The organism is Litorimonas sp., from assembly GCA_029936425.1.
In the GTDB taxonomy this organism is placed as follows: domain Bacteria; phylum Pseudomonadota; class Alphaproteobacteria; order Caulobacterales; family Maricaulaceae; genus Litorimonas.
Window position 1 is genome coordinate 1 of sequence record JAPYSU010000115.1, and the last position, 427, is coordinate 427.

The 427-nt window shown below is 38.6% G+C and carries 1 protein-coding gene; it reads left to right on the forward strand.

Going from position 1 to position 427, the window contains the following annotated elements:
- Positions 1–206 precede the first annotated feature (206 nt).
- Positions 207–427: hypothetical protein (locus ACN0IC_RS15455; RefSeq protein ID WP_416879641.1), on the forward strand; the 221-nt coding region annotated here is incomplete at its 3' end.

The following is a 427-nucleotide window of genomic DNA, read 5'->3' on the forward strand; positions in this document are numbered from 1 at the left end:
GTTATTTAATGTTTTATATCATGTGACATTTTGGCACATTTTTCTCATTTTCTCGCCCGTTTCTCATCGGATCTTAAAGATTTTCTGCATGTACACACAGTGGGTTGTCCCGTTTGTTTTGTGTTTTGGTGTCGGGGTCATGACATGGTCAGATCATGGTCAAAAACGATAAAAACTGAATAACTTGGCCGAATGAAATGTGCTAAGTGTCTGCCCAGTTGACTTTTGCATGCTGTACCCTTCAGAATTCTTTAATACGTGACCATCAGGTACATGTCAGGGTTGTCCCTGACTTTTTTGTTTTTGGTTTTGGGGGGGTGCGAGGTGAAAAAAAAAGAAAGAAAAAAAAAGATTTTTTTTTAGAAAAAAAAAGAAGAAAAAAAATGACTGGGACTTACGCGCCCCGCGCCATGATAATTTTAGAGGC